Source organism: Streptomyces sp. AMJ-169, from assembly GCF_055597585.1.
In genome coordinates this window covers 133,349-155,986 of record NZ_JBVLTJ010000003.1, presented here as the reverse complement: position 1 = coordinate 155,986, position 22,638 = coordinate 133,349, and the positions used below count along the sequence as shown (strand labels likewise).

17 protein-coding genes are annotated in these 22,638 nt (G+C 71.5%); 8 read left to right on the top strand and 9 right to left on the bottom strand.

The genetic code is table 11. The features are described from left to right. Positions 1 to 187: 187 nt before the first annotated feature. The 4 genes from ACYUD3_RS09005 to efeU all read right to left on the bottom strand — a co-directional run bounded on the left by ACYUD3_RS09005 (position 188) and on the right by efeU (position 7,815). Positions 188 to 3,319 carry a family 78 glycoside hydrolase catalytic domain gene (locus tag ACYUD3_RS09005; RefSeq protein WP_470966413.1) on the bottom strand — a complete coding sequence of 1,044 codons (3,132 nt, stop codon included), beginning with the start codon at positions 3,317 to 3,319 and terminating at the stop codon, positions 188 to 190. 189 nt (positions 3,320 to 3,508) lie between these two features. After that, entirely contained in the window at positions 3,509 to 4,225 is a 717-nt protein-coding gene (locus ACYUD3_RS09000) for a polysaccharide deacetylase family protein (protein WP_470966411.1), read from the bottom strand. Between the two features lie 114 nt (positions 4,226 to 4,339). Next, positions 4,340 to 5,590 (bottom strand): iron uptake transporter deferrochelatase/peroxidase subunit, encoded by a 1,251-nt coding sequence (gene efeB / locus ACYUD3_RS08995; RefSeq protein WP_470966408.1) that lies wholly within the window; start codon positions 5,588 to 5,590, stop codon positions 4,340 to 4,342. Positions 5,591 to 5,661: 71 nt separating this feature from the next. Beyond that, positions 5,662 to 7,815 carry an iron uptake transporter permease EfeU gene (efeU, locus tag ACYUD3_RS08990; protein ID WP_470966405.1) on the bottom strand — a complete coding sequence of 718 codons (2,154 nt, stop codon included), beginning with the start codon at positions 7,813 to 7,815 and terminating at the stop codon, positions 5,662 to 5,664. A gap of 214 nt (positions 7,816 to 8,029) precedes the next feature. Between efeU and ACYUD3_RS08985 the strand changes: the two genes are divergently transcribed. Both ACYUD3_RS08985 and ACYUD3_RS08980 read left to right on the top strand, forming a co-directional pair. Then, complete coding sequence (locus ACYUD3_RS08985; protein WP_470966403.1) at positions 8,030 to 9,553, top strand: alpha/beta hydrolase; 1,524 nt, start codon at positions 8,030 to 8,032, stop codon at positions 9,551 to 9,553. A gap of 106 nt (positions 9,554 to 9,659) precedes the next feature. Next, positions 9,660 to 10,307, top strand: coding sequence for a TetR/AcrR family transcriptional regulator (locus tag ACYUD3_RS08980; RefSeq protein ID WP_470967411.1), 648 nt, complete (start codon positions 9,660 to 9,662; stop codon positions 10,305 to 10,307). A 142-nt stretch (positions 10,308 to 10,449) separates the two neighbouring features. On the opposite strand, the gene ACYUD3_RS08975 is transcribed toward ACYUD3_RS08980, so the two are convergent. Next, positions 10,450 to 10,854, bottom strand: a complete 405-nt coding sequence (locus tag ACYUD3_RS08975; RefSeq protein ID WP_470967408.1) for a GNAT family N-acetyltransferase — start codon at positions 10,852 to 10,854, stop codon at positions 10,450 to 10,452. A gap of 192 nt (positions 10,855 to 11,046) precedes the next feature. On the opposite strand from ACYUD3_RS08975, the gene ACYUD3_RS08970 reads away from it, so the two are divergent. Further along, on the top strand, positions 11,047 to 11,601 hold the full coding sequence (locus tag ACYUD3_RS08970) for a DinB family protein (protein ID WP_470966401.1): 555 nt from the start codon (positions 11,047 to 11,049) through the stop codon (positions 11,599 to 11,601). Positions 11,602 to 11,683: 82 nt separating this feature from the next. On the opposite strand, the gene ACYUD3_RS08965 is transcribed toward ACYUD3_RS08970, so the two are convergent. After that, positions 11,684 to 13,126, bottom strand: coding sequence for a sensor histidine kinase (locus tag ACYUD3_RS08965; protein ID WP_470966398.1), 1,443 nt, complete (start codon positions 13,124 to 13,126; stop codon positions 11,684 to 11,686). A 543-nt stretch (positions 13,127 to 13,669) separates the two neighbouring features. Here ACYUD3_RS08965 and asnB point away from each other — a divergent pair. Beyond that, the gene (gene asnB / locus ACYUD3_RS08960) at positions 13,670 to 15,499 is read left to right on the top strand and encodes an asparagine synthase (glutamine-hydrolyzing) (RefSeq protein ID WP_470966396.1); all 1,830 of its coding nucleotides are present in this window, start codon (positions 13,670 to 13,672) and stop codon (positions 15,497 to 15,499) included. 12 nt (positions 15,500 to 15,511) lie between these two features. Here asnB and ACYUD3_RS08955 read toward each other — a convergent pair whose 3' ends face one another. From ACYUD3_RS08955 to ACYUD3_RS08945, 3 genes are read right to left on the bottom strand one after another with little or no spacing between them, the layout of a single operon-like run. Further along, complete coding sequence (locus ACYUD3_RS08955; protein ID WP_470966393.1) at positions 15,512 to 16,036, bottom strand: carboxymuconolactone decarboxylase family protein; 525 nt, start codon at positions 16,034 to 16,036, stop codon at positions 15,512 to 15,514. Further along, on the bottom strand, positions 16,033 to 16,767 hold the full coding sequence (locus tag ACYUD3_RS08950) for an SDR family NAD(P)-dependent oxidoreductase (protein ID WP_470966391.1): 735 nt from the start codon (positions 16,765 to 16,767) through the stop codon (positions 16,033 to 16,035). The genes ACYUD3_RS08955 and ACYUD3_RS08950 overlap by 4 nt, the downstream gene beginning before the upstream one ends. A 2-nt stretch (positions 16,768 to 16,769) precedes the next feature. After that, entirely contained in the window at positions 16,770 to 17,576 is an 807-nt protein-coding gene (locus ACYUD3_RS08945; RefSeq protein WP_470966388.1) for a TauD/TfdA dioxygenase family protein, read from the bottom strand. A 156-nt stretch (positions 17,577 to 17,732) separates the two neighbouring features. Between ACYUD3_RS08945 and ACYUD3_RS08940 the strand changes: the two genes are divergently transcribed. The 4 genes from ACYUD3_RS08940 to ACYUD3_RS08925 all read left to right on the top strand — a co-directional run bounded on the left by ACYUD3_RS08940 (position 17,733) and on the right by ACYUD3_RS08925 (position 22,628). Further along, positions 17,733 to 18,464, top strand: a complete 732-nt coding sequence (locus tag ACYUD3_RS08940) for an SDR family oxidoreductase (RefSeq protein WP_470966386.1) — start codon at positions 17,733 to 17,735, stop codon at positions 18,462 to 18,464. 86 nt (positions 18,465 to 18,550) lie between these two features. Then, positions 18,551 to 20,002 carry an aldehyde dehydrogenase family protein gene (locus ACYUD3_RS08935; RefSeq protein ID WP_470966384.1) on the top strand — a complete coding sequence of 484 codons (1,452 nt, stop codon included), beginning with the start codon at positions 18,551 to 18,553 and terminating at the stop codon, positions 20,000 to 20,002. A 31-nt stretch (positions 20,003 to 20,033) separates the two neighbouring features. After that, a complete protein-coding gene (locus ACYUD3_RS08930; protein WP_470966381.1) occupies positions 20,034 to 21,239 on the top strand; it encodes a CaiB/BaiF CoA transferase family protein in 1,206 nt (401 codons plus the stop codon). Between the two features lie 27 nt (positions 21,240 to 21,266). Then, positions 21,267 to 22,628: an ABC transporter substrate-binding protein gene (locus ACYUD3_RS08925; RefSeq protein ID WP_470966379.1), complete on the top strand. Its 1,362-nt coding sequence runs from the start codon at positions 21,267 to 21,269 to the stop codon at positions 22,626 to 22,628. The last annotated feature ends 10 nt before the right edge of the window (positions 22,629 to 22,638 follow it).

The window sequence follows — 22,638 nt, the reverse complement described above, 5'->3', positions numbered from 1 at the left end:
CCCTTAGGTACCTGGAAATTGTCACCCGAGCCCGATGTGCGCCGCACCGCCCGCCGGATCGACACCGCCCAGCACGGCGAACGGCACCCGGAAGACACGGCCCGGCGGTGCCTCTGAGGTACGCCAGGACGTGCGCCGCCACTGCCGTGACCGAAGTCCCCTCCGGCCACGGCAGATTGACGTCACATCAGATCAGCGCGGACGTCACCTCGTACGTCCCCGACGGCACCCGGTACACCGCCGTCCCCTCCGCGAAGCCGGCGAACTCCACCCCCTCGACCCGCTCCAGCGGCACCCGCCCCTCCCGTACCCGTGCCGGATCGGTGGCCGGGATCCGTAGTGTGGCCGAGGAGTTGGCGGGAATCGCGAACCGGTGCGTGAAGACACCGCCCTTGGTCCGCCACTCGCTGACGATCTTTCCGTAGGGCGAGAGATGCGTGCCGGAGACCTGGGTGATCCGCCCGGTCGGATCGGGGTGCGGGCGCAGGAAGAAGTGCCGGAAGCCGGGGTGCGCGGGGTCCTTGGCGATGCCGGCCATGCTCTCGTACATCCACTCCATGATCGCGCCGTAGGAGTAGTGGTTGAACGAGTTCATCTCGACCGGACCGAAACCGTCCTCCCGCGAGTAGGAGTTCCAGCGCTCCCAGACGGTCGTCGCCCCGTTGCGCACCGAGTACAGCCAGGACGGCATCGCGTCCTGGTGCAGCAGCTCGTACGCGAGGTCCGCGCGCCCCTCGGCGGTGAGGACCGGCGCGAGGACGTTCACCCCGAGGAAGCCCACCGACAGGGTGTTCCCGGCGTAGTGGACGCGGGCGCTGTCGGGGTGGGCGGCCTTGTACGCGGCGTCGTTGCCGATGTTGTCCGCCAACAGGCCCACCAGCGCCCGGCGTTGGGCCTCGGTGTCGTAGAAGCCGAGCTTCAGCGCCCACAGCAGGGCGGTCTGCGCGTCGTCCTCGGTCCTGCCCGCGCCGTTGCCCGGGGTCCACGGGGGCGGGTCGCCGAGGCTGGATCGCAGCGTCAGGGTGCCCGAACTCGGGTCGGTGGCCAGGTACTTGGTGACGAAAGCCTGCTTGATGCGGGCGAACAGGCCGTCGTACGCGGCAGCTTCGGCGGTGCGGGCGGTCGCGCGGGCCATGTCCGCCATCAGGCGGGCGCTGTAGCCGTAGTACACGTCGCTCATGAGCTGCGTGCTGGTGATCTGGAACGCGAGCCAGTCGCCGAAGACGGCGCCGGGGCCGGCGTACGTGTCGCCGGTGCGGGCCCGCATCCAGTCCAGGTACTTCGTCATCGCCGGCCAGCAGCGGTCGACGACGCTCGCGTCGCCCGACATCTGCCACACCGTCCACGGCACGACGACCCCGCAGTCCGCCCAACCGCTCGCCGGTACCGGCTGGTTGTAGCGGTTGCCGGGGGCGACCCAGGTGAACTGGGCGCCGTCGAGGCCGTAGATGCGCTGGGAGTCGGCCAACGTGTCGGTGAAGTGGGTCAGGAAGTTCACCGCGTCCGCGTTGTAGAGACCGGTGTTGGAGAACAGCTGCGTGTCCCCGGTCCAGCCCAGCCGCTCGTCGCGCTGCGGACAGTCCGTCGGCACCCAGAAGTAGTTCCCGCGCTGCCCCCAACGCACGTTGCTGATCAGCTGGTTGACGCTCTCGTCGTCGGTCGTCACCGCACCGATGTCCCGCAGCGCCGACGTCGCGACCCGCCCCGTGAACCCGCTCAGCGTCACCGTCTCGGACGCCGTCACCGACACGTACCGGAACCCGTAGAACGTCAGCGAGTCCTGATGCGTCTCCCCCTGCCGCGCCCCCTTGAGGATGTACGTACTGGTCGCCTTCGCCGACCGGAGATTCGCCCGGTACACCGACCCCACCGGACCGTCCGCACCCGCGCTGTCGTCGTTGAGCATCTCCCCGGGCCTGAAGGTGACTTGGGCCCCGGCGGGGCCGCGCAGTGTGTACCGGGGGACCCCGACGACGTTCTGGCCCAGGTCGAGTACGACGGTGTCGCCGGGGCCCAGCGTCACAGCGGCGACGGCGGCATGAGCCGGGTCCGTGACCGTACGCGCGGCGTCGACGACGATCCGCCCCTTCCCGCTCCCCGTCACCCCCGTATAGACGGTCACCGAACGCGGCCTGTGATCCCACTCCGGCGCGATCCGCCCACTCTCCCCGGGGTACGCCACCAGCAGCGAACCAGGGAACCTGGCAAGGAAGTTGTCCTCCGCCACCTCCGCCCACCCGGCCGCGCCGAACCCGTTCTCCGCCCAACCGGGCAGCTCCATCCGGGCGTCGTACGTCTGCCCGTCGTAGATGTCGTCCGCCCGGTAGGGCCCGGTGTCGGTGGCCCGCCAGCCGTCGCCGGGGCGGGTCACCACCGTCTGTACGGAACCGTCCGCGTACCGGATCAGCAGCTTCGCCTTGAGCGCGAGACCGTGGCCGGACTCCGCGTAGTACGTACTGCCCTCCGAGACACGGGAGTTGTACCAGCCGTTCCCCAACACCGCGCCCAGCGTCACCGCCTTGCGGCCGGCCGCCACCAACTCCGTGACGTCGTAGGCGTGGTAGTCGACGCGGGCGTCGTAGTTCGTCCAGCCCGGCGCCAGCAGTTCCTCCGTGCTGCCGCCGCCGTGCGGCACCCGTACCCGGCGGCCGTTGACGTACACGTCGTACACGCCGAGCGCCGACACGTACAGCCGCGCCTCCCGCACCGGGCCGGTCAGCGGGGTCTGGCGGCGCAGCAGGGGCGCGCCGGGGCTGTTCGGGCGTTTGCCCGCCATGCCGATCCACAGCGCGCCGTCCCAGCCCGCGACCCCGTCGGTGGAGAGCAGCCCGGTCTCGAAGTGCGCGGCGGGCGCGGCCGGTTCGGGGCGTCCGCGCTCGTCCCACACCGTCACCGTCCAGTGGTAGCGCGTCGACGCGCGCAGCGCCGGGCCCGCGTACCGCACGGCGACCGAGTCCGCCGAGGAGACCCGGCCGCTGTCCCAGACGTCGGCGCGCGTCCGCGTCAGCCGGTCCGGGGACGAGGCGACCAGCACGCGGTACGCGGACTGCCGCCGGCCCCGCACGGCCGACTCGGTGCGCCAACTGAACCTGGGGCGCGGGGAGTCGACGCCCAGCGGGTCCGTCCGGTGTTCGACCGTCAGCCCCGCGACACCCGTCGGCCCCGTGACGCCCGTGCGCCCCGAGCCGGCCCCGGCCCAGGCGGTGCCCGAGCCGAGGCCGCCGGCCGCCATGGTCACGGGGACCGCCCCCAGCGCCGTCGTCAGCAGAGTCCTGCGCCGTAACTCTGTCCGGGGAGGTCTGTTCACTTCGTGCGACATGCGGCCCGTCCCTTCGGCTGTTCACGCGGCTGGATCGTTTCATCGGAACCGGCGGCAGACGCTAGTGGCGGCTGATGCCGGTGTCCATGCCGTGCGCGAAGGTAACTTCCGGGATCCGATTGAAACTTTTCAGCACCGGAGGGGGCGGTTCAGGACGCTGAAGTCGGCGGCCGTGGCGGCGAGTTGACCCTACGGCCGGTACGCCGCGCGGTTGTCGTACACGACCTTCCCCGCCGTCAGCTTCTTCGGGGCGAACAGCTGGTCCACCGTGACGAAGTGGAAGCCCCGGGCCTTCAGGCCCTGGATGATGCCGGGGACCGCGCTGACCGTCGTCTTGTGGATGTCGTGCATCAACACGACGTCGCCCGGGCGGGTTTGCGAGTTCACCACGCGGACCAGGCGGGCCGTGTCGCGGTACTTCCAGTCGAGGGTGTCGATGCTCCAGTTGACCAGCGGGCGGGCGGCGACCCTGCGGACCGTGGCGTTGTTGGCGCCGTAGGGCGGGCGGACCGTCGTCGGCTTGACGCCCGTCGCGTTCTTGATGGCCGTGTCCGTGCGGGAGAACTGGGAGCTGACGCCCGCCGCGCCGAGCCGGGTCAGGTCGGCGTGGTTCCAGCTGTGGTTGCCTATCTGGTTGCCGGCGCGGGATATGGCGCGCGCGATCGAGGGGTTGGCCTGGACGTTCTGGCCGACCATGAAGAACGTCGCTCTGACATTGCGCTCGTTGAGCATGCGCAGCAGCCGCTGGGTGTCGGCGACGGGACCGTCGTCGAAGGTCAGGGCGACGCACTTCACCTTGCGGCAGTCGACCGCCTTCGGCGCGGCGGACGCGGTACCGGCGGTCGCGGCAAGTGCGGTCGCGCACAAGGCTGTTGTGAGCGTGGTGGCGAGCAGACGGCGCTGCATCGGGAAGCCCCCTCCAAGGTCGGCGGATGTCGCTTGTAAGACGCGCTTGGAGGGGGTTTGGATGCGTGTACGGTTTACGAGTTCTTGTGCGGCTTTTGGATCAGCTGGGCCGATCTAGGCGCCCAACATCCCCCGTCCCAGCCAGTCCTGGGCGTTCCGCACCCCGGGCAGCGCGAAGAAGTACCCGCCCCCGGTGGGGGAGATGTAGTCGACCAGCGGCTCGTCGATCAGCCGGGTCTGCGTCGCCTCGAACTGCCGCCGCACGTCCTGCTGGTAGCAGCAGAACACCAGCCCCATGTCGAGGTTGCCGACGCTGTCGACCCCCCGGTCGTAGTTGTAACCCCTGCGCAGGATACGGGAGTTGTCGGTCGCCGAGGTGCGCGGGTTCGCCATCCGGATGTGCGCGTCCAGAGGGATCGCGGTGCCGTGCGGGTCCTTCGCGTAGTTCGGTATGTCCGTCTCGCGCGCGCCGTCCAGCGGCGCCCCGGTGTCCTTGCGGCGGCCGAACATCAGCTCCTGCTCGCTCAAGGAGACGCGGTCCCAGAACTCGACGAGCATCCGGATGATCCGGATGACCTGGTAGCTGCCGCCCGCCGCCCACGCCGGCTCGCCGGCGCCCGCCCAGATCAGCCGGCTCGTCTCGCGGGCCGACGTGACGTCCGGATTCGCGATGCCGTCCTTGAAGCCGAGCAGGTTGCGCTGGGCGCCGGTCGGGCGCGGGGCGCTCTGGAAGCCGTCCGCGCGCCACTTGATCTGGAGGGCGCCCCGGGTGTGCTTGGCGATGTCGCGCAGCGCGTGCAGGACGGTGTCCTGGCGGTGCGCGCAGATCTGGAGCGAGAGGTCGCCGTGCGACTCGGCGGGCTTGAGGTTGTCGTTCGGGAAGGTCCGCATCGGCGTCAGCTTGCGCGGCTTCGCCTGCGCGAGGCCGTAGCGGCCGTCGAAGAGGGACGCGCCGACGCCGACGGTGATCGTCAGGCCGTCGGCGGGGACGGTCGGGCCGAGGATGCCGTTGTCCGACGGCGGCGCGCCCACCCCGAGGTCCTCCGGGGCGCCGCCGGAGGTGAGGAAACGGGCCCGCTCGGTGACCGTCTTGAGCAGTTCGGTCAGGCCCGCGCGGTCGTCGGCGATGACGTCGAAGGAGACGAACGTCGCCGCCGCCTGCGCGGGGGTGAGGATGCCGGCCTGGTGGGCGCCGTGGAAGGCGATCTTCGCGGCGTCCTCCGTCTGCTCGGCCGCCTCGGCGGTGCCCCCGCCGCTCTCGGCGAGCGCGAACCCGCCGCCGGCCAGCACGGCACCGGCCGCGCCCGCGCCGAGCGCCGTTCTGACGAAGGAGCGGCGGCCCTGGCCGTGCGGAGCGGAGGACATCGGGGGGTTCCCTTCGGGGGGCGAGGAGTCTTTGTGCACAGGGGAGTTGAAGCCGCGATCGGGGGTGGTCATCAGGCGGCCTTCCGGATCTCCAGCAGGTCCGGCACCGGCGAGAGGTCTTCGAGCAACTGCCCGGTCGCCCCGTTCACCTTCGCCCGCGTGACCGCGTCGAGCCGCGCCACGGGCGTCCAACTCCCGCCCTGGTGCGCCGAGTCGAGCAGCTTCTGGAGCCGCGCGATGTCCGCGTCGACCGTCGGCAGCAGCCGCGGCGCGCGCGTGGTGAGCAACGGCCGCAGCACGACGAGGAGTTCACGTGTGCCCGCCAAGTTGGCGTCGGCGGTCGCGAGGTTGGTGCCGCTGCCCTCGTCGGTGTCGCCGGTCAGCTCGAACTGGAGGGTGTTCTCCAGGATCTCGTGGGCCCGCAGCGGCAGGTCACCGGGGTCGAAGTCCTGGGTGGGGAACGCCTTTTGGAGCCCCGCCGCCGCTGCGGCCAGCTGCTCGGCCGGCGCCTTCAGCGACGCCGCCGACTCGCCGTGCCACAGCCCGTACTCGACCCGGTGGAACCCGGCGAAGTCCTTGTCGGCGACCCCGCCCGGCAGCCCGTCGGCCCGCCCGTTGATCTTCTGGTCGAAGTCCTCGAACGTCCCGTACGCGGCGCCCAGCGAGTTGTACGTCAGATGCGCGGTCAGCCAGTCGGTACGGGCCTTGCCCAGATCACCGCCCGCGACGTCGGCGGCGAGCACCCGCGTCTGCGCCACCAGCACGCCGAGCCCCTGATCGACGTACGCCTTGTACTGCGCGAGCGGACCGGCGAGATCGTTCTCGGAGACGGGTACGACCGCCTTGGCCGTCCCCCCGCCGCTCACCCGCACCGCCTTGGACGTCACGGCCGTCCCGCCGGTCGGCACACACCGCCACGCGTACGACCCTCCCGCCACGGTCGCCACCAGATCCCGGGTCGTGCCCGGAGCCAGCCCCTCGATCTCGCCGTACACCGCGTCGGTGGCCGGATCGATGAGATAGACCTCGGAGGTCTTGTCGCCGGTGTTGTGCATCTGGAAGGTACGCCGGCCGGGGTCGGGGGCGGTGAAGCCCTTGCCGCAGTCCTTCTCGGAGACGGCGATGGTCTGGGCACCGGCGGGCTTGGGGTCGCCGAGGGCGACGACGAGACCGGCGATGACAGCGGGGACGGCGACGACGGAGACGGGGACGAGCCAGGTGGGGCGGGGTTTCCTGGCGGGGGCGGGGTGCTGTTGGGAGGGCGCCTCTTCAGCAGGCGTCTCTTGAGTGGCAGCCTCTTCAGCGGCCGTCTGCTCAGAAGGCTCGGCAGCTCCGGCAGGCTCGGCGGGCTCGGCAGCTCCGGCAGCTTGAGCAGCTTGAGCACTCGAAGCCCGCGCCGCCCGCACCCCCGCCGGCTCCCGCACCCCCCGCACGAACAACGCCATGACCACACCGAGATATCCGACGTATCCCACCACCTGGAGCCACGTCATCGCCGGCGTCAGATTGAGCACGCCCTGCACCAGCGTGCTGTACCAGGACCCGGCGTCGACGCTCCCGCTCAGGTCGAACGCGTACGCCGCCTTGCCCGGCAGCACCCCGCCCTCCTGGAGATCGCGCAGCCCGTACCCGAGGACCCCGGCGGCGATGACGATGAGGACGGCTCCGGTGGCCGTGAAGAACTTCGTCAGGTCGATCTTCAGGACCCGCCGGTACAGCCCCCAGCACAGCCCGGCCGCGAGGACGAGCCCGATGGCGGCGCCGGTGAGCGGTCCCGCGGACTCGCCGGCGGCCTGGGCGGTCGTCCACAGGAACAGCGCGGTCTCCAGGCCCTCCCGGCCGACGGCGAGGAAGGAGGTGACGACGAGGACGCCCGCGCCCATGCCGAGCGCTCCGGTGACCTTCTCCCGGATCTCGCCCGAGAAGCTCCGGGCCGAGCGGCGCATCCAGAACACCATCGCGGTGACGAACGCGACGGCGATCACGCTGAGGGTGCCGCCGAAAGCCTCCTGCGCGGTCGCCGACAGGGACGCGGCGGTGAACGTCAGCACCGCCCCGAAGCTCAGCGCGACCGCGATCGCCGCGAGCACCCCCGTCCACACCTGCGGCAGCCGCTCCCGGGCCCCCGCCCGTACCAGCGTGGCCACGAGGACGGAGACGATCAGCCCTGCCTCCAGCCCCTCCCGCAATCCGATGAGGAAGCTCGGAAACGCGTCATCCCACATACGACCCCTCCTGGCCCACGCCCAGCATCGAAAACGCTCGTTAGCGTAGGCATACCTAACTTTTATCGCGGACCATGATGACCAGGGATAAGCGTGTAATCGGACACGAGATGGCAATTTCCCGGCAAAGGTGTTGAGGGTGGGGCTGTCCCCCGCTCAAGACACGGGCTGGCCGGAGTGATCACCCGACGGCCGCTCACTAGCGTGACGCCACATGAGCAGATTCTCAACAGCCCTGCGCAGGGCCGGAGTTGCCGCCCTGGTGGCGCTCCCGCTGACCGCCGCGGGCACCCCCGCATCGGCCGCCGACCCGCTCGCCCGCTTCCACGACCAGCGCCTCGCCTGGCGGACCTGCGTCCAGGGCCCGGACGACGACACGGGGAAGGAACTGGAGAAAACGGGCGCCCGGTGCGCCGACGTCACCGTCCCCCTCGACTACGCGAACCCCGCCGGCCGCACCCTCAAGATCGCCATATCCCGGGTCCCCGCCACCGACCCCGCCCACCGCGTCGGCCCCCTCCTCCTCAACGGCGGCGGCCCCGGCGGCCCCTCCCTCGCCGACTCCACCTGGGTGCGCCCGGCGCTGAAGGAGGTGGCCGCGCGGTACGACGTCATCGGCGTCGACCCCCGCTTCGTCGGCCGCAGCGCCCCGCTCGACTGCGCGTGGCCGGTCGGCAGCATGTTCCGGGGCGCGGGACCCGACCGCGCCGGCTTCGAACGGTCGGTGACGGCCGCCCGCGACCTCGCCGAACGCTGCCGCACGCACGCCGGGGACGTCCTGCCGTACGTCACCACCCGCAACACCGCCCGCGACATGGACGTCATCAGGGCGGCGCTCGGGGAGCGGCAGATCTCGTATCTGGGCTATTCGTACGGGAGTTACCTCGGCGAGGTGTACACCACGCTGTTCCCGCAGCGGGTCCGGCGGATGGTCCTCGACGGGGTCATCGACCCGGCGCGCTACAACCCCCGCCTGCTCGCCGACAGCGACGCCGCCAACCGCGCCGCCCTTGCCGACTGGGCGTCCTGGGCCGCCGCACGGAACGCGACGTACCGGCTGGGCGCCACGCGGGACGCCGTGCTGCGGACCGTCGACCACGTCCAGACGGCGGCCACCCGCACGCCGCTCGCGGTGGGTCCGTACCAGGTGGACGGATACGTCTTCCCGATGATCGTCTTCAACGGTCTCTCCCAGGACTTCGACGGGCCGTACGGCGAACTCGCCGACGCCGTACGCGACTTGGTGCACGCCGCGCAGGGGCGGAACGTCGAACCGGGCGCCGCCTTCGGGAAGTTGCTCAACGCCCTGCTCACCGGGGCCGATTCGGCGTACGGCAGTGTGCAGGCGGCGATCGTCTGCGGTGACGCCGGCGCGCCGCGCGACCCCGAGGTGTACTGGCGGGACATCCAGCGCAACCGCGCGCGCAGCCCGCTCCTCGGACCGGTCGGCTGGAACATCAACCCGTGCGCCTTCTGGGACGCGCCGCGCGAGGCACCGACGGCCGTGCGCGACGACTTCCCTGCGCTGCTCGTCAACGCGACCGGCGATCCGCGCACGACCTACGCCGGCGCCCTCGCCCAGCGCCGCGCCTGGCCGTCGTCACGTCTTGTCACCCTCCAAGGGCCCGCGCAGCACGCGCTGTTCGGGGTGTACGGCAACGAGTGCGTCGACCGGCAGGTGCGCGCGTACCTCGCGAGCGGGCGGCTGCCGGTCGCGGACGTGCGCTGCACGGTGTAGCCACGGCCCCGGGCGGGGGCGGTCCCCGCTTCGAAGCCGCTGGTCAAAGCCGGGCCCGCATTGCGTACCCTGTGCTCCCGACGGTGGTGATGGGGCGGTGATGACGATGGTCGCGAGAACGAGGCGCGACGAGCAGGTCAGTGCGACGCGCGAGGCGCTGCTCGACGCGGCGGAGCGGCTGTTCGCCGAGAACGGTGTGCACGCGGTCGCCAACCGGCAGATCAGCCTGGCCGCCGGGCAGGGCAACAACGCGGCCGTCAGCTACCACTTCGGCACCAAGACCGACCTCGTCCGCGCCCTCGTGCGCCGGCACGCCGAGCGCATCGAGGTGCTGCGGCTGCGGATGCTGGCGGAGATGGGGGACTCGCGGGAGCTGCGGGACTGGGTGGCGGTCGCGGTGCGGCCCGTCGTGGAGCACGCCGAGGCGCTGGGCGCGACCGGCTGGTACGGCCGTTTCATCGCCCAGGTCACCGCCGATCCGGCGCTGCGGGCCGTCGCCGCGGAGGCGTTCGCCGCCGCCTCCCCGTCGGCGGCCCGGCTGCACGACGGCATGGTCCGCTGCCTGCCCGAACTGTCGGCGGAGAGCTACGCGGAGCGCGCCGCGATGACCCGCCACCTCATCACCCAGAGCATCGCGGAACGCGAACGGGCCCTGGCGGACGGGGTGTTGCCGGTGCGGCGGACGTGGCGGGGGATGGCGACGGGGCTGATCGACGCGATCACGGCGGTGTGGCAGGCGCCGGTGAGCGGCTGAACGGGCGGGTGGCGATGAGCGGTTGAATCCGGCGGGCGGCGGGCGGCGGTCGGCGGGGGTAGGGGCGGGGCGCCGGGGGCATCCCGCGATCCGTGCCTGCCGCGACGCGCTGCGGCGGGCGGTCGTCCTCCGTACGTGCGTCTCACGGCCGCCAGACGTACCGCACGTCCGGCTCCCGCTCCTCGTTGCGTGTGCCGTCGGTCGACTCGGCCGCGACGAACCCGTGCCGTTCGTAGAAGCGCCGGGCCGGTTCGTTGACCTGGAACGTCCACAACTCCAGCCCCTGCGGGCGCTGTCGCTTGGCCAGCTCGACGAAGCGGTCGCCAAGTCCCTGTCCCCGCCGGTCGGGTTCGAGGTAGAGCTGCTCCAACTCGGTGTCGGACAGCGCCAGCAGGCCGGCCACGGCACCTTCGCCGGTGACGGCCACCCACGCCTCGTACCGCTCGACCACGACGTACGAGAACCAGTCCCGCACCTCGTCGTCCGTGTGCGCCCGCCGGACACCCGGGAGAGCGGCGGCGAAGGAGCGGAGCCATACGGCGGCCATGGCGGGGGCGTCGGAAGGGGTGGCGCGGCGGAGAGTGATCACCGGCAGACCTTATCCCCAGTCGACCTTGTCCCCGGCCGACCTTTTTCCTGCCGATCTTTTTCCCGGCCGCCGGCCGCGTAGGCAGGGCCCGGCGCCGGACGCGCGGAAAACCGTTCGCCCGTAAGGGTGTTCGCCGCCGACGATGGGAGCATGAGCGAGCGACCTGAGCGATGGACCCGGGCGAGTGTCTACCCCGACATGTGGGTCGACCCGGACGACGACCCCCGCGAAGGGCCCTCCCCCGACGGCGAGTTGCCGACCCTGGACGACTATCTCGCCGGCTACCGGGCGACGTTGCTCATGAAGTGCGAGGGCCTGGACGCCGCCCAGCTCGCCCGGCGTTCGGTGCCGCCGTCGACGATGTCCCTGCTCGGCCTGGTCCGCCACCTCGCCGAGGTGGAACGCGACTGGCGCAACTGGATCACCGACACCGCCCCGCTGCCCAAGCTGTACGGCGCCCGCGACGCGGACTTCGAGGGCGCCGCCGCCGACCCGGCCCTGGTCGAGTCCGCGTACGCCGACCTGTCCCGCGAACAGGCCGCCACCGACAAGGCACTCGCCCAACACCCCGATCTGGGCGAGCGGTTGGGCAAGAGCCAGCTCTCGGTACGGGAGCTGCTGGTGCACCGGATCGAGGAGTACGCCCGGCACTGCGGCCACGCGGATCTGCTGCGGGAGTGCGTCGACGGACGCGTCGGGCAGTGACCGGCGCTGGGGGACAGGGCTCTGGGAAAGAGGGCTCCAGGGAAGACGGCCCTTGCTTCCTGGAGCCCCAAGGAGCAGAGCCCTAGGGAACAAGGTCAGGGCGCGGCAAGACAGCCCTGACCCGCAGCCCCCGCGGCCGTATCCGCCCCAGCTCCAGCCGCCCGCCCCGCCCCGCCAGCAACTGCTCGGCGATGGCCAGCCCGAGCCCCGTCCCCGGTGGACCCGGTGGACCTGGCGTACTCGGCGTACCCGGCGTCCCGGACGCCCCCGGCTCCCGCTGCCCGCGCCAGAACCGCGTGGTGGCGAGGGCGAGTTCGGCCCGCGAGAGACCGGGCCCGTCGTCCGTCACCGTGAGCACCGCGTACGCGCCGTCCGGAACGCAGCTCAGGCCGATCTCGGCGCCCGGGCCCGCGTACTTGATGGCGTTGTCCAGCAAGATGTCGATGAGCTGGGCGAGTTCACGTCCGGTGCAGGCGGCCGGGACCGGGACGGCCGCGTCGGCGGTCAGGCGGACGCCCGCCCGGCCGGCGACCGGTTCCCACAACCGGTGCTGGGCCAGGGCGACTTCGGCGGCGTCGCAGCGGTCGTACGCATCCTCGGTCACGGTCAGTTCGGCTGCCCGGTGCTCGGCGGTCGCCAGGGTCAGCATGTCGTCCAACAGGGTTTCCAGGCGGTCGAGTTCGGAGTTCACGCCGGCGTAGGTGCGGGTCGCCGAGTCGCGCAGGTGGGGGTGGAGGGCGTCGACGCGCAGGCGCAGGGCGGCCATCGGGTTGCGCATCTGGTGGGAGGTGTCCGCGACCAGGCGGCGCTGCTGCTCCAGCGCCGATGTCACCGTGGCCGCCATCCGGTGGAATCCGATGGCGAGTTGGCGCAGTTCGGGCGGGCCCGCGTCCGCGTGGGTCCGCTCCGGGGGCAGTCCCGCGGCGAGCCGGCCGACGGCCCGGTCCAGGCGGCGCAGCGGGCTCACCACCCAGTGGGTCGCCGCGCGCGCCAGCGCCGTACAGGCCAGCGCGACCAGCGCCGTTCCGGCGAGGACGGCCGCCCACCGCTTCGTGACGTCCTCGGCCGCCGTCGCCACCGACGCCCGCAGCACGACCGCCCCCGTCACCCGCGTCCCCGTCCCGGCGGGCCCCGCGAACATCCGGTACCCGCGCGACCAGGGCCGCAGCGCGCCGGCCGGACGCGCGGTCTGGTTGCGCAGCGCCGCGTCGATCAGCCGTGCCACCGCCGGGTCCGTCGCCCGCATCCCGCCCGTCTGCACGACCGGCGCCCGCCGGACGTCGGTGACCACCAGCGGCTCGCCGTACAGCTGCGTGTACCGGCGCGCCTCGGCGGTCAGCGCCGACCGGTCGCCGGTCGCCGCCGCCTGGTCCATCAGCGACGCGAACCGGTCGAGGTCGTTGGCGCGCGCGAGAACCAGCTGCTGGGTCCGGTCGGACGCCGTGAACAGCAGCAACGGCACGGCGAACCCGGCGACCGCGAGCACCCCGAACACGAGCAGCACCACCAGCACCCGGCTCCGCATCCGGCCCCCGTCCCTTTCGGCAAGGCCCGTGAATCTACCGGCTGGGCCGTCGTGTGATGATCGGATACGGGAGCGCGAGGGCTGAGCAGTGGCTTCAGGGCGCCGGGTCCGGGAGCGGCGGCTCTTGTGGATAAGGCTCCGGCGGCAGCGGCCCCGGCCCGGGAGGCGGCCCCGGCTTCGGCGGCAGCGGGTCAGGGAGGGTCGGGCCGGGGTCTCCAGGTGGGCGCGGGATGGTCATGAGAGGTCCCTCCGATCGCCTCCCCTCCAGTCTCCCTCTGTTCGCCCCGAATGGTGAAGTTTTTACGCATGGCCGGTTCCGGCGGGTGCCCTTCCTGGTGAGAGCCCTGCGACAGGTATCGCGCGGACAAAATCCGGCCGAAACAGGCGGGCGAAGCGGCGCGCTTTGTTACAACCACGTTGACCGGGCCCGTCTCGCGGAGCACCCTCGAAGGTACATGGCAATTACATCTTGTTCTTTTCGGATCGGCCCGCCGCGCAGGGAAATCGCAGGTGGGCGGGGTGACCCGGAACAGGAGGCTGGGCATGTGCGGCATCACCGGATGGGTTTCCTACGACCGTGACCTGAGCGCCGAGACCGCCGTATTGGATGCGATGACCGAGACGATGGCCTGCCGGGGCCCGGACGACCGGGGCACCTGGACACAGGGCCCGGCGGCGCTCGGGCACCGCCGGCTCGCGATCATCGACCTCCCCGGCGGCCGGCAGCCGATGAGCGCGGGCAAGGTGGCGCTGGTCTACTCGGGGGAGACGTACAACTTCACCGAGCTGCGCCGCGAACTCGCGGGCCGGGGGCACGAGTTCACGACCGGCTCCGACACCGAGGTCGTCCTGCGCGGCTACCTCGAATGGGGCGAGGAGCTGCCCGAACGCCTCAACGGCATGTACGCGTTCGCCCTCTGGGACGGCCGGCAGGACAAGCTGGTGATGGTCCGCGACCGGATGGGCATCAAGCCGTTCTACTACTACCCGACCGCCGACGGCGTCCTCTTCGGCTCCGAACCGAAGGCGATCCTCGCTAACCCCCTCGCCCCGGCCCGCGTCACCACCGACGGACTGCGCGAGCTGTTCACGATGATCAAGACGCCCGGGCACGCGGTCTGGGACGGCATGGCCGAGGTCGAGCCCGGCACCGTCGTCACCGTCGACCGCACCGGGCTGCGCAGCCGCACCTACTGGACGCTCGACACCAGGCCGCACCTCGACGACAAGGCGACCAGCATCGCCACCGTCCGCGATCTCCTCGACGACATCGTGCGCCGCCAGCTCGTCGCCGACGTCCCCCGCTGCACCCTGCTCTCCGGCGGCCTCGACTCCTCCGCCATGACCGCGCTCGCGGCCCGGCAGCTCGGGGAGCACGGCGAGAAGGTGCGCAGCTTCGCCGTCGACTTCGCCGGCCGCACCGACCACTTCATCGCCGACGAACTCCGCCTCACCCCCGACACCCCCTTCGTCCACGACGTCGCCCGCACCGCGCACACCGAGCACCAGGACATCGTCCTCGACTCGCAGACCCTCGCCGACCCCGAGATCCGCGCCAAGATGATCCGCGCCCGCGATCTGCCCACCGGGATGGGCGACATGGACGCCTCGCTGTACCTGCTGTTCCGCGCGATCCGCGACCACTCGACGGTCGCCCTCTCCGGCGAGTCGGCCGACGAGGTCTTCGGCGGCTACCTCCAGTTCTTCGACGAGGAGGCGCGGCGCGGCACGACCTTCCCCTGGCTGGTCAGCTTCAACCGCCATTTCGGGCAGGACGCGGGGGTGCTGCGCCCCGACCTGCTGGCCGCGCTCGACCTCGACGGGTACGTCGCCGACGGCTACCGGACGGCCGTCGCAGGGGTCCAACGCCTGGACGGGGAGAGCGACTTCGAGTTCTCGATGCGCAAGATCTCCCACCTCCACCTGACCCGGTTCGTACGCGTCCTGCTCGACCGCAAGGACCGCGCCAGCATGGCTGTAGGACTTGAGGTCCGCGTCCCGTTCTGCGACCACCGGCTCGTCGAGTACGTCTACAACACCCCTTGGGCGCTGAAGTCGTTCGACGGACGGGAGAAGAGCCTGCTGCGCGAGGCGACGGCCGATCTGCTGCCGGGGTCCGTGTACGACCGGGTCAAGAGCCCTTACCCGTCGACCCAGGACCCCCAGTACGCCGTGGCCCTCCAGGACCAGGCGAAGGAACTCCTCTCCAGGCCCGGCCATCCGGTGTTCGAACTGGTCGACAAGGGGCGGCTCAGCGAGGTCGCCCACCGGGCGGCGCCGGTCAGCGGCCAGGCCCAACGGCGCGGTCTTGAACGGGCGTTGGATCTCGCGAGCTGGGTGGACATCTATCATCCGGAGGTCAAGTGGGCTTGAGGCCAATGGAGGTCAAGTGGGCCTGAGGTCGGGGGAGTCCATCCCCTCGTCGAGCTCCACCCCGAAGGTGTTGTACGCCATCGCCTGCATGGCGTACGCGCCGACGGTGAACACGAACTCCATCAGCTGCTGTTCGCCGAGGTCGCGGGCCAGTTCGGCGTAGACCTCGTCGGACAGCCGGGCGGCGGTGCAGAGTTCGTCGACGGCCCGGTTGACGAGGGTGCCGGCGCCCTCACGTATCTCCTTCAACTCCTCCTCGGTCACCCCTGCCTGACGGCCCATCAGGACGTGGTGCGCCCACTCGTACCGGCAGCCGTGCCGCCAGGCGACCCGCAGGACCGTCAGCTCCCGCAGCTTCGGCGGCAGGCCGCTGCGGTACACGAGTTGGGTGGTGAAGGTGAGGAACGCCCTTGTCAGCTTTGGGTGGTTGAGGAGGAGGCCCAGGGCGTTGGACGGCGGGATCCTCCGGCCGCCCGTGAGCGGCCTGAGCGCGTCCTCGTCCCACTCCTCGTACGGGACCGGCGGCAGCCGCGTCATGTGTTGCGGCCCCCGTTCACGCCGATGATCTGCCCGGTGATGTACCCGGCCTCCTCGCCGACCAGGAAGGAGCAGGTCGCCGCGATGTCCTCGGGCCGGCCCACGCGGCGCACCGGGGTGCGGGCGATGTGCTCCTCGACGGTGCCGCCGAGCCAGTCCAGGCGTTCGGCGGTGCGCAGCATCGGGGTGTCGACGAAGCCCGGCGGGATCGCGTTCACGGTGATGCCGCGCGGGCCGAGCTCCAGCGCCAGCGACTTGGTCAGGCCGTTGACGGCGGACTTCGCGGCGACGTAGTGCGCCATGAACGGCTGCCCGGCGTGCGCGCTGGAGGAGGAGATGTTGACGATCCGGCCCCAGCGGGCCGCCCACATGTCGGGCAGCGCCGACTGCACACAGTGGAAGACGCCGTTGAGATTGATGTCCAGGACCCGCTGCCAGTCGGCGAACTCCAGCCGCCCGAACCGCGAGAACCCGTCCCGCCCGGCCGCGTTGACCAGCACGGTCACCGGCCCGAACCGCTCACGCACGGCCGCCATCGCCTTGTCGACCTGGGCGCGGTCGGTGACGTCGACGCTGTGGCCGTCTTCGGCGGGGGAGAGGTCGAGCACGGCGACGTTGAGGCCGTCGGCGGCGAGGCGACGGGCGATGGCCTGACCGATGCCGGAGGCGCCGCCGGTGACGACGGCTGTCCTGGGCGGAGGCGGTTCGGAGGCCTGGTCAGTCGGCGTCATGCTCATGCGAACGCCTCTTCACCGACGATCGTCGTCCGGTGCAGCAGCCGCTGCGAGGTCTCCTCGTACGGCAGCGCGCGATGCAGGATCCCGGTGTTGTCCCAGATCACGAGGTCGCCGACCGACCAGTCGTGGGCGTAGCGGAAGCGGTCCTGGGTCGCCCAGTCGAGGAGTTCGCCGAGGAGCGCGCGGCTCTCGGCGGCGTCCATGCCGACGATCTGCCCGGCCGTCGCGCCGGTGACCAGCGAGCGGCGGCCGTCGCGGCGCCGCCACACCAGCGATGTCTCCTGGGGCGACTGGGTGCGCCAGGCGGCCAGTTGGTCCTCGGTCGGCTCGGGGTGCACCAGCCGCTGCGCCGCCTCGAAGCTGTGCACGACCCGCAGCCCCTCGTACCGCGCGCGCTCCTTCTCCGGCAGGTTCTCGTACGCCGCGTACGTGCTGGAGAACTCCGTTCCCCCGCCCACCGCCGCCACATGCCGTGCCGTCAGCGTCGTCGCCTTGACGGGCACGCTGTCGGTGGTCCCGTCGAGGTGCCAGAAGAAGGCCCCCTTCAGATACTGCGCGGTGCTGTTCTTCGCGGGGTCGAGCGAGATGGGGAAGATCTCCCGGCCGCGCAGCCGTACGACCTCCCCGAGCCGCCGGCTGAGCGCCAACTGCCCCTCGTCGTCGAGGTAGAGGCCCCGGACGAGGAGGACGCCACGCCACTTCAGGGCCTCGGCGGCGCGCAGGACGAAGGCGTCGTCGAGGGGGTCGGTGACACCGGTGAACTCCACCCCGAGCGACGGGCTCAGGGCCTTCGAATCGATCATGGAAACACCCCTTCTGTCCATGAGAACTTTATTCTCGTGAAGGGTGCACGGGAAGGGGAAAGAGCATCAGATTCTCTTCTGTCTGGAAGCTTGATTCGCCTAAAAAGAGAATGTAGTTTCCGGAGCGGCCGGGTCAGTCGAGGACAGGAGGCCGGGATGCGGTTCAAGGACAAGGTGGCCATCGTCACCGGAGCCGGACAGGGCATCGGGGAGGGATACGCGAAGGCGCTCGCGGCCGAGGGCGCGCGGGTCGTCGTCGCCGAGCTGAACGAGGAACAGGGGCAGCGGGTCGCCAAGGAGACCGACGGCGCCCTCTTCGTCCGCACCGACGTCGCCGACCCGGCCTCCGCCAAGGCCCTCGTCGACACGGTGATGGCCCAACTGGGCCGGATCGACTGCCTGGTGAACAACGCGGCGATCTTCCACGGCATGCGCCGCGAGGGCATCGTCACCGTCGACTACGACTACCTCGACCGCTTCCTCAAGGTGAACCTCCTCGGCGCGCTGCACGTCACCCGCGCCGCCCTGCCCCATCTGAAGGAGGGCGCGGCGGTCGTCAACCAGTCCTCCACCGCCGCCTGGCAGGCCACCGGCTTCTACGGCCTCGCCAAGGCCGGCGTCAACCACCTCACCATCTCCCTCGCCTCCGAACTCGGCCCGCGCGGCATCCGCGTCAACGCGATCGCGCCGGGGCCGACCGACACCGAGGCCGCGCGGATGGTGATCCCCGAGGAGCACCGGGCCGCCATGGTCCGGCAGTTCCCGCTCCGGCGGATGGGGACGGCGGCCGATCAGGCGGGGGCGCTGCTGTTTCTGCTGTCGGAGGATGCGAGTTGGGTCACCGGGCAGATCGTCGCCGTGGACGGCGGATCGCTGGTGCGGCTGTGAGCGGGGCCGCGGACACCCCGGCTCCCGCGAACGGGTCTGCGGACACCCCGGCGCCGACGAAGGGGCCCGCTGACACCCCGGCGAGCATGAACACCCCTGTGACGAAACCCCAGTTGATCGACGGCAAGCTCGTCCCCGCCGAAGCCTCCTTCCCCTCCCACAACCCCGCGACCGGCGCCCTCGTGGGCCACGCCCCCGACGCGACGGCCGCCGACGCCGAGACGGCCGTGGCGGCGGCCCGCCGCGCCTTCGACACCACCGGCTGGGCGACGGACACCGCCCTGCGGCTGCGCTGCCTGCGCCAGTTGCACACGGCCCTCGACGAACACCGCGAGGAACTGCGCGAGTTGACGATCGCCGAGGTCGGCGCCCCGCGCCAGCTCACCCACGGCCCCCAACTCGACGAGCCCATCGGCCTCGTGAAGTACTACGCCGACCTCCTGGAGAGCTACGAGTTCACCGAGGACTTGGGCGAGATCGACTCCCGGGGCCGGCGCCACCACCGCTGGATAGAGAAGGAGGCCGCAGGCGTCGTCGCCGCGATCCTCCCGTACAACTTCCCCAACCAACTGGCCCTCGCCAAGCTCGCCCCCGCGCTCGCCGCCGGCTGCACCGTCGTCCTCAAGGGCGCCCCGCAGACCCCGCTGACGACCCTCGCGCTCGGTGAACTCATCGCCGAGCACACGGAGTTGCCGCCGGGCGTGGTGAACGTCCTCAGCTCGTCGAAGGCGGAGGTCGGGGCGCTGCTGACCACCCACCCGGACGTGGACGTCGTCACCTTCACCGGCGCCACCGGCACCGGCCGGCGGATCATGGCGGCGGCGGCCGGCACCGTGAAGCGGGTCTTCCTCGAACTCGGCGGCAAGTCCGCGATGATCGTCCTCGACGACGCCGACTTCGCGCAGACCGCCCTGTTCGCCGCGTTCACCATCTGCTCCCACTCCGGACAGGGCTGCGCGCTCACCTCACGCCTGCTCGTACCGCGTCGACACCACGACGAGATCGTCGAGTTGGTGGCCGCCGGACTCGACAAGGTCCGCGTCGGCGACCCCACCGACCCCAGGACCAACATGGGCCCGCTCATCAGCGAGCAGCAGCGGGACAAGGTCGACGCGATGGTCCGCCGGGCCGTCGAGGCGGGGGCTCAACTGGTGCGCGGCGGACGGCGCATCGACCCCGGGAACTTCTACGCCCCGACCCTCCTCGCCCACGTCGACCCCGACAGCGAGATCGCGCAGGAGGAGGTGTTCGGCCCGGTCCTCGCGGTGCTCTCCCACGACGGCGAGGACGACGCCGTACGCATCGCCAACCACTCCAGGTACGGGCTCTCGGGGGCCGTGCACAGCGCGGACGAGGAGCGGGCGATCCGGATCGCGCGGCGGATCAGGACCGGTACGTTCTCCATCAACGGCGGCAACTACTTCGCCCCGGACGTGCCGTTCGGCGGGTACAAGCAGTCCGGGGTCGGGCGGGAGAGCGGGCGGGCCGGGTTCGAGGAGTTCCTGGAGCAGAAGTCGTTCGCGCGGGTGGTCGTATGAAACCGCTGCACTGTCGCCAACGGGGGTTCGTATGAGGCCACTTGAAGGCATCCGGGTCCTCGAGGTCGCCATGTACGGGTTCGTCCCGTCGGCAGGAGCCGTGCTCGCCGACTGGGGCGCGGACGTCGTCAAGGTCGAGCACGCCGTGACCGGCGATCCGCAGCGCGGGCTGCGCCGGACGGGGACGTTCGTCGTCGAGGGCGAGCCGAACCCGAACGTCGCGCACGCCAACCGGGGCAAACGCTCCATCGGGTTGGACATGGCGACCCCCGAAGGGCGGGAAGTCCTAAGGGAGTTGATGAAGGGCGCGGACGTGTTCCTCACCAGCTTCCTGCCCGGCACCCGGGCCCGGCTGGGGATCGACGTGGACGACGTCCGCGCCGTCAACCCCCGTGCCGTGTACGCCCGCGGCAGCGCCCTCGGCCCGCGCGGACCCGAGTCCGGCCGGGGCGGCTACGACATGACCGCCTTCTGGGCCCGTGCCGGAACCGCCGCCAGCATCACCCCGCCCGGCACCGACGGCATGGTCCCGCCACCGGGCCCGGCCTACGGCGACACCGTCTCCGGCACCAACCTCGCCGGCGGGATCGCGGCGGCCCTGCTGCGCCGCGAACGCACCGGAGAAACCTCGATAGTTGACGTCTCCCTGCTCGGCAGCGGGCTGTGGGCGCTGGGCCACTCGATCGGGCTCTCCCTCCACCTCGACCGGGCCTGGCAGGGCATCCCGCCGAACGCGCACGGCTCACCGGCCAACCCGCTCTCCGGGCTCTACCGCACCGCCGACGGCCGCTACCTGTCGTTCGTCATGCTCCAGCCCGCCAAGTACTGGGCGCAGACGTGCCGTTGCCTCGGCCGCCCCGACCTCGCCGCCGATCTCCGGTTCACGGACGACGAGTCCATCGCCGCCCACACCGACGAGGCCGTGAAGATCCTGCGCGAGGTGATCGCGGCCCGCACCCTCGCCGAGTGGACGAAGGACCTCGCGGCCCTCGAAGGGCCCTGGGCGCCGGTCCAGGACACCCTCCAGGCCGCCGCCGACCCGCAAGTGCGCGCCAACGGCTACATCGCCGCGGCCGGCGACCTCGAACTCGTCGCCAGCCCCGTGCAGTTCGACGTCCAGGACACCCGCCTCGGCCCGGCACCGGAGTTCGCCGCGCAGACCGAGGAGATCCTCGCCGAGCTGGGCTACGACTGGGACCGCGTCCTCGCGCTGAAGGCGAGCGGCGCCGTCACCTGAACCTCCCCCGGCCCGAGGAGGCCACCCATGCGCAGGCTGCTCACCGGCTCGCTCACCGCACTCGCGGTGCTGCTGGCCGGCTGCTCCACCAGATCCGACACCGCCGCCGCACCCGGGCCGACCCCGGCCGCGGTCGCCGCCGCCGACTTCGGCACCCTCAAGGACGTCTGCGGGCCCGGCAGTTCGGCCGCCTCCACCGCCCAGGGCGTCACCGCGAAGAAGATCCAGGTCGGGGTCCTCTCCGACGTCGGCTTCACCAAGAAGTCCGAATTCCCCGACGCCGCGAAGGTGTTCACCGACTGGTGCAACGCCGCCGGCGGGATCGACGGCCGCAGGATCGAGCCCGTCACCCGCGACACCCGGCTCACCGAGGTCCGCCAGCGCGTCCTGGAGGCCTGCAAGGCGGACTTCGCGCTCGTCGGCGGCGGCGCCGCGCTCGACAGCCTCGGCGTCCAGGACCGGCTCAAGTGCCTGCTGCCCAACTTCCCCGCCCAGACGAGCCAGTTGGGCGCCATCGGCTCCGACCTCCAGGCCATCGCCTCCCAGCCCCTCGCCGGATACTTCCAGTACGCGGGCTACTACAGCTGGCTGCTGAAGGAGAAGTACCCCGCGTCGGCGCCCCACGTCGGCATCATCTCCGGCGACGCCCCGGTCACCAAAGTCATGGCCGCCCAGTTCGAGGAAGCCGTCGCGGGCCTCGGCGGCAAGGTCACCTATAGCGACCTCTACCCGGCGGCCGGCGTCGCCGACTGGACCCCGTACGCACAGGCCATCAAGAAGGAAGGCGTCAAAGGCCTCGTATTCCTGGGGGACTTCGCGAGCCTGGCGAAACTGGAACAGGCGCTCACCGCCATCGGATACGTCCCCGACTGGATCGACGCCAACTCCAACGCGTACGGCCCCGCCTTCACCCAACTCGCCGGCACCGCACTGGACAAGCAGCACAACTACGCCGAACTCTTCGCCACCGCACCGCTGGAGAGCGCCGCCGCCAACCCGGCCACCCAACAGGTCCTCGACCTCTTCAAGAAGTACGCGCCCGGCAAACAGGTGACCTACCCGGTCCTGCGCGCCTTCTCCGCCTGGCTGCTCTTCGCGGTCTCCGCCCGCGACTGCCCGGCCCTCACCCGCCGTTGCGTCTACGACAACGCCATGAAGAACACCGCCTGGACCGCCGGCGGACTCCAGGCCCCCTTCGACCTCTCCGCGAAACAGCCCCCCACGTGCTACTCCGTCGTCGAGGCCACCTCCAGCGGCTGGAAGCCCGCCGACTTCACACCCGACCAGGGCGCCTACCGCTGCGACGCCCCCGCCTACCGGTACAAGACCGACTACGGCGCCCCCGCCACCCTCGCCTCCGTCGGCAAATCGCTGACCGACCTCACCTGAAAAGGAGTTG